Here is a 5285-nt window from a genome sequence, read left to right as displayed (position 1 = left end):
AATGCGTATAAGTGCAATTTTTTTATATAAAAATATCTGTTAGAGATTTACTCCCCAACAGATATTATAGAGCCAAATTAATCCTCAGTCTTATTTTTTTCTTAAATTTTATAAATTTTTCGCAGAAAAAGTATCCCATCCTGATAGGTCGCCTGCCTCATAGCCCTTTTTGTACCAGCGAGTTCTCTCTTCGCTGGAGCCATGAGTGAAGGACTCTGGTCTCACATAGCCCTGAGCTTTTTTCTGCAAGGTGTCGTCGCCAATGGACCAGGCAGCTGATATTGCCTCATCAATATCTCCTGGATCCAGATAGCCCTTGTCCTTTTGATATCTCGCTACGACGCCTGCTAGGTAGTCTGCTTGCAGTTCTAGTCTAACTGTCAGTGCATTTCTCTCCTCTTCAGAAAGTTTTCCCATAAGCTCTTGGTACTGGTCCATAATTCCCGTCACCTCTTGCACATGGTGACCAACCTCGTGGCTAATTACATAGGACAAGATAAAGTCGCCCTCATCTGCACCAAAGTCCCTTATAAGTGAATCGTAAAAGGAGAGGTCCATGTATATTGCCTCGTCTCTTGAGCAATAAAAGGGTCCCATGCCTGCGCTGGCAAGTCCGCAGCCAGATTTTACTTGACCCTTAAAGATCTTTAGCTGAGGCTCCCTATAATTTACGCCTTCCTTTTTTAAAATTTCATGCCAGGCGTCCTCTGTATCTGCAAGGACTACGGCTGAATAATCGTATAAATCTTGCTCCTTTTGTGATAGTTCATAATTTTGTGTAGTTTCAGGTGCTGTGCCTCCAAAGCCAGAGCGAATTGCATCCATTGGATTTCCCGTTAGTAAAAAAACTATTAGTGCCACTAGAAGTCCACCGCCACCAAGGGCCACTCCGCCGCCTCTACTCCTGCTGACATTTGAACTTTGCCTTCTTCCTCTCCATTTCATAAGATCCCTCCTTTTTTTCTTTTACCCCAAAAGCCATGAAAGAACTCTATTGGAATAAATTTCACCATATAATATAATTATTATAAGTGGTGAATATGAAAAAGCTTTTTATAATAAGTTCTAAGTCTGGCAGGTCCTATGACGAGACCCTTGCAAGAGAACTTTTAAAATATTTTGATAAAGATGAAATAAAAATCACAGAGAAAGCCGGAGACACAGTGAAATTTGCCAAGGACTTTAGGGACAGGGGCGGCGAAATTTTATACATAAAAGGTGGCGACGGTGCCCTATCTGAAGTTGCCTCTGTCCTTTGTGGGAGCGATACTGCCCTGGGACTAATACCTGGCGGCACAGGCAACGACTTTTCAAAAAATTTTTCTTACAAAAATTTTAAGTTAGGAAATATTTTTGATTATGAAATTTCTCCCATTGATTTAATAGAAGTAAACGGCAAAATTTGCATCAATGTCACAAGCCTTGGCTTTGACACCAATGTTTTGAGGTATGCTTATGACATAATGAAGAGGAAAAAGCTTGGAGGCAGGCTGGGATATTTTTATGGCGTAGTAAAATCTGTAATGAATTTGGAAAATGTAGACTTAAAAATTTCCTGTCTTGACGAAAAAAATGAAGAAGTAAACTTATCTGGCTCCTTTTTAATTTCTGCTCTTTGCAACGGCTCTTACTATGGCAATGGCTTTAACCCAGCACCAAAGGCAAAAATTGACGATGGACTTTTAAATTTAATTTTGGCAGAGAAGATGAGTCCCCTAAGAATAGCAAGCTTATTTACTTCCTACAGAAGGGGAGACCACCTTGGGAAAAGTGGCGTGAGAGAAATTTTAACTAGGTCAGGGAAAATTTCAGCAGACAGAGAGTTTTTATACAACATAGACGGAGAAATTTATTCTGCCAGAAATCTTAAGTACAGAATTTTGGATAAAAAATTAAAATGGATTTATTTTAAAGGAGTGAAAAAATGAAAGTAGGAGTATTCGCAGGAACTTATGTAGACACAAAAATGGGAGTGGACCTTTTAAATAAAAAGGGCTTTGAGCCATTGAGCTTTCCAATTTCCAAGAACCCCAAGGACCAATCCGCCCTTCAATATTATTCAAGAGAAGAGCTGACAAATATTGTTGAAGAAAAAATAAGGGAGGCAAAAAAAGAGGGGGCTGAAAAAATTTTTATCTACTGCAATTCCCTTTCTGCTTCTATAGATTTGGAAGGCTTAACCCACCGTCAGAGCATCGAAATCATTACTCCCTTGGACTTTTATAGAAATCTTGACTCTTCCTATGAAGACATAGTAATCCTGGCAGCAAATTCAAAATCAGCCCATGGCATAGATAAAATTTTGTCAGAAAAAACTTTTAGAAACACAATTGCAATAGGGATCCTTGCCCTTGTAGAAGAAATCGAAAAGAAAACTTCCCCTGAGGAAATTGTCCATAAGCTTGGACTAAGAGAGCTCTTTAACTTTTTTAATGAGATGGAAAGAAGGCCTAAGGCAATTATTTTAGGCTGCACTCACTTCCCTTACATGAAGGAAGAATTTGAAAAACTTACAGAAATTGAAATTTTAGATCCTGCAGAGGACATGATTAAAAGATTAAATAATAAATAAGACAAAAGAGCTGTTTTTAGGCAGCTCTTTTATCATTTATACACAAAAGTTGATAACTTTTGGCAAATTGTGGATAAGATTGTATATTTTTTGTAAAAATCCAGTTAATAATTGGAAAATATAGACATTTTTTATGTTTAATGATAATTTTTTCAAAATGTGCATGAATTGTGCACTATTTTTCAAGACAGACCTTTATTAACCTGTGGATAATGTGCATAAGATTGGGGATAAAGTAGTCATCGCAAAAAGTCCTGTGGAAAAAATTTTTTAAAATCTTTTAATTTTCTTCCAATTCCATCCAAGCTTCATAGAGGTCTTCTAAAGTGTTTGCAAGGCTTTGACGCTCTATTGATAAATCATTTGCTAGTTGATAATCGCTGTAAGTCTCTTGGTCTTGCAGTTTGTCATCGATTGTGGATAACTTTTCTTCCATGTCCACAATTTCTTTTTCAAGCTTTTCTTTTTCTTTGCGAAGGGCTCTATTTTTTTTGCGGACTTCTCTCTCCTCACGCTTTTCTTTTGCAATTTCTGTCTTGGACTTGTAGTCATCATCAAGGCTTTCAGTTTCAGTGGTCTTTTCTAGATAATAATCGTAATTGCCCAAGAAGACATTTATGCCGTCTTCCTTCATTTCAAAAATTTTGTCCACAGTCTTGTTTAAAAAATATCTGTCGTGAGAAATAGAAAGAACAGTGCCCTCATATTTTAAGAGGGCATCTTCAAGGATTTCCTTTGAGTCAATGTCCAAGTGGTTTGTTGGTTCGTCAAGGACAAGGAAGTTTGCACCCTTTAACATAATTTTTAGAAGGGATAGTCTTCCACGCTCGCCGCCGGAAAGTTCATCGACAGTTTTAAAAATGTCGTCGCCTACAAAGAGAAACTCTGCCAAATATTTTCTGATTTGAAAATGTTCAAGCTTTGGAAACTCGTCCCAGATCTCGTCCATGACAGTCTTATTTAAATTTAAGTTGTCAAGCTCTTGGTAGAAGAAGGCTATGTCCACATTGGACCCAATTTTAACTTCGCCAGAGCTTGGACTAAGCTTACCTGCAATAATTTTAAAGAGGGTGGACTTGCCAACGCCATTGGGGCCAATTAAGCCGATTTTATCCTTTTTGTAGACAAAGGCATTTAAGTCGTGAAAAACTAAGTGGTCGCCAAAGGATTTTGAAAGGTCCTTTATCTCCAAGACATCTCTACCTGAAGTTTTATTGGTTGCAAAGGAAAGATTTGTCTTTTTATTAGAAGCAGGCATTTCAATTTTTTGCATCTTGTCCAGCATCTTCTTCCTGCTCTTGCCCTGCTTGATAAATCTGTCGCGACCGAGGTTCATGTATCTCTTTATAATTTCTTCCTGCCTCTTTATTTCCTTTTGCTGGTCTTCATACTGCCTCTTCAAGACTTCAAAATCTTTTTTTCTCTGTCTCATGTAGTTGTCGTAGTTGCCAGCATAAGTTTTAGTCTCGCCCTTTTCCAAGAGAACAATTTTTGAGACAATATTATTTAAAAAATATCTGTCGTGGCTGATAATAATAATTGCCTTATCTACATCCTTTAAATATTTTTCCAGCCAAGAAATTGCATCAATGTCCAAGTGGTTGGTAGGCTCGTCAAGGAGAACTAGGTCTGCATCTTCAAGTAGGAGCATGGCAAGAGCCACTCGTGACTTTTGTCCACCAGATAGGGTTTTTATGTCCTTAGAAAAATCATCTTCACTAAAGCCAAGACCAATTAAAGTTCCCCTAATCCTTGAGTGAAAGGAATAGCCATCTTTCTTATGAAACTCGTCTTGCATCCTTTGATACTTATTCAGTTCCTCCTCCAAATTGTCTGGATTTTCAGCAATAATATGCTCTTGGGCTCTAAGATTTTTTTCCAGCTCAATTAAATCAGAAAAAATAGAAAGACAGTTGTCATAAATGCTGCCTTCTTGATGAAGATTTAGCTGTTGCTCTAAGTAGCCGATTTTTAAATCTTTTTTTCTAAAAATTTCCCCAGCATCGTAGGAGAGATTTTCTGTAATTATATTAAAAAGAGTGGACTTGCCACTGCCGTTAATTCCAATAAGGCCAATTTTGTCGCGGTCTTCCACTATTAAATTTCCATCTCTAATAGTTTCCTCGTCTATGTAGGATTTTTTAATATTCGTTAAACTAAGTATTGGCATAATGACCTCCTATCTACATTTTAACAAATAATGAATCTCATTGAAAGACAGAGACTTTCTTAAGTTCAATAAAAAAGACCTGCACATGAACTGACCCCCAAAAGTTGGACTAACAAACCAACTATAGGAGGTCAGTTTTTTAATGTCAAAATACAATTTAGAATTCAAGCTCAAAGTAGTGAAAGAATATTTAGAAGGAAACATAGGATACCTATCACTTGCAGAAAAATATAATATCAAATCAGAATCAGAGATAAGAAGATGGGTAAATGCATACAAAACACAAGGCTATGAAGGACTAGAAGTGAAAAGAAAAAATAATAAATATACTTTGGAATTTAAGCTAAATGCTGTAAACTTGTACTTAACAGGAGAAATGTCTTATCAAAGCCTAGCAAATGAACTTAAAATCAATAATCCACCTATGATAGCTAAATGGGTTAAAGATTTTAGAGAAGAAGGAATTGAAGGACTGAAAGCAAAAAAGAGAGGAAGACCTTCAAATATGCCAAATACAGATAAAAATAAAGATCTAAAAAACAA

5 protein-coding genes are annotated in these 5285 nt (G+C 36.8%); 3 read left to right on the top strand and 2 right to left on the bottom strand.

Going from position 1 to position 5285, the window contains the following annotated elements; all coding sequences use genetic code 11:
• Positions 1-108 precede the first annotated feature (108 nt).
• A complete protein-coding gene (gene ypfJ, locus WMO19_RS09460) occupies positions 109-945 on the bottom strand; it encodes a KPN_02809 family neutral zinc metallopeptidase (protein WP_349171607.1) in 837 nt (278 codons plus the stop codon).
• A 95-nt stretch (positions 946-1040) separates the two neighbouring features.
• Between ypfJ and WMO19_RS09455 the strand changes: the two genes are divergently transcribed.
• The gene (locus WMO19_RS09455; protein WP_349171606.1) at positions 1041-1928 is read left to right on the top strand and encodes a diacylglycerol/lipid kinase family protein; all 888 of its coding nucleotides are present in this window, start codon (positions 1041-1043) and stop codon (positions 1926-1928) included.
• Positions 1925-2572: an aspartate/glutamate racemase family protein gene (locus tag WMO19_RS09450; protein ID WP_349171604.1), complete on the top strand. Its 648-nt coding sequence runs from the start codon at positions 1925-1927 to the stop codon at positions 2570-2572. The genes WMO19_RS09455 and WMO19_RS09450 overlap by 4 nt, the downstream gene beginning before the upstream one ends.
• A 280-nt stretch (positions 2573-2852) precedes the next feature.
• Here WMO19_RS09450 and WMO19_RS09445 read toward each other — a convergent pair whose 3' ends face one another.
• Positions 2853-4742 carry an ABC-F family ATP-binding cassette domain-containing protein gene (locus WMO19_RS09445; protein WP_349171603.1) on the bottom strand — a complete coding sequence of 630 codons (1890 nt, stop codon included), beginning with the start codon at positions 4740-4742 and terminating at the stop codon, positions 2853-2855.
• 142 nt (positions 4743-4884) lie between these two features.
• Here WMO19_RS09445 and WMO19_RS09440 point away from each other — a divergent pair.
• Positions 4885-5285: transposase (locus WMO19_RS09440; RefSeq protein ID WP_349171601.1), on the top strand; the 401-nt coding region annotated here is incomplete at its 3' end.

Origin of the sequence: Peptoniphilus hominis (ex Hitch et al. 2025) (genome assembly GCF_040096015.1) — a bacterium.
GTDB lineage: Bacteria > Bacillota > Clostridia > Tissierellales > Peptoniphilaceae > Peptoniphilus_A > Peptoniphilus_A hominis.
Note: the sequence above shows the minus strand (reverse complement) of the source record. Positions and strands in the feature narration are given on the sequence as shown.

Coding starts and splice junctions, on each gene's coding strand:
- WMO19_RS09450 (WP_349171604.1), top strand. CDS start 1,925: ATGAAAGTAGGAGTATTCGCAGGAACTTATGTAGACACAAAAATGGGA.
- WMO19_RS09445 (WP_349171603.1), bottom strand. CDS start 4,742: ATGCCAATACTTAGTTTAACGAATATTAAAAAATCCTACATAGACGAG.
- ypfJ (WP_349171607.1), bottom strand. CDS start 945: ATGAAATGGAGAGGAAGAAGGCAAAGTTCAAATGTCAGCAGGAGTAGA.
- WMO19_RS09455 (WP_349171606.1), top strand. CDS start 1,041: ATGAAAAAGCTTTTTATAATAAGTTCTAAGTCTGGCAGGTCCTATGAC.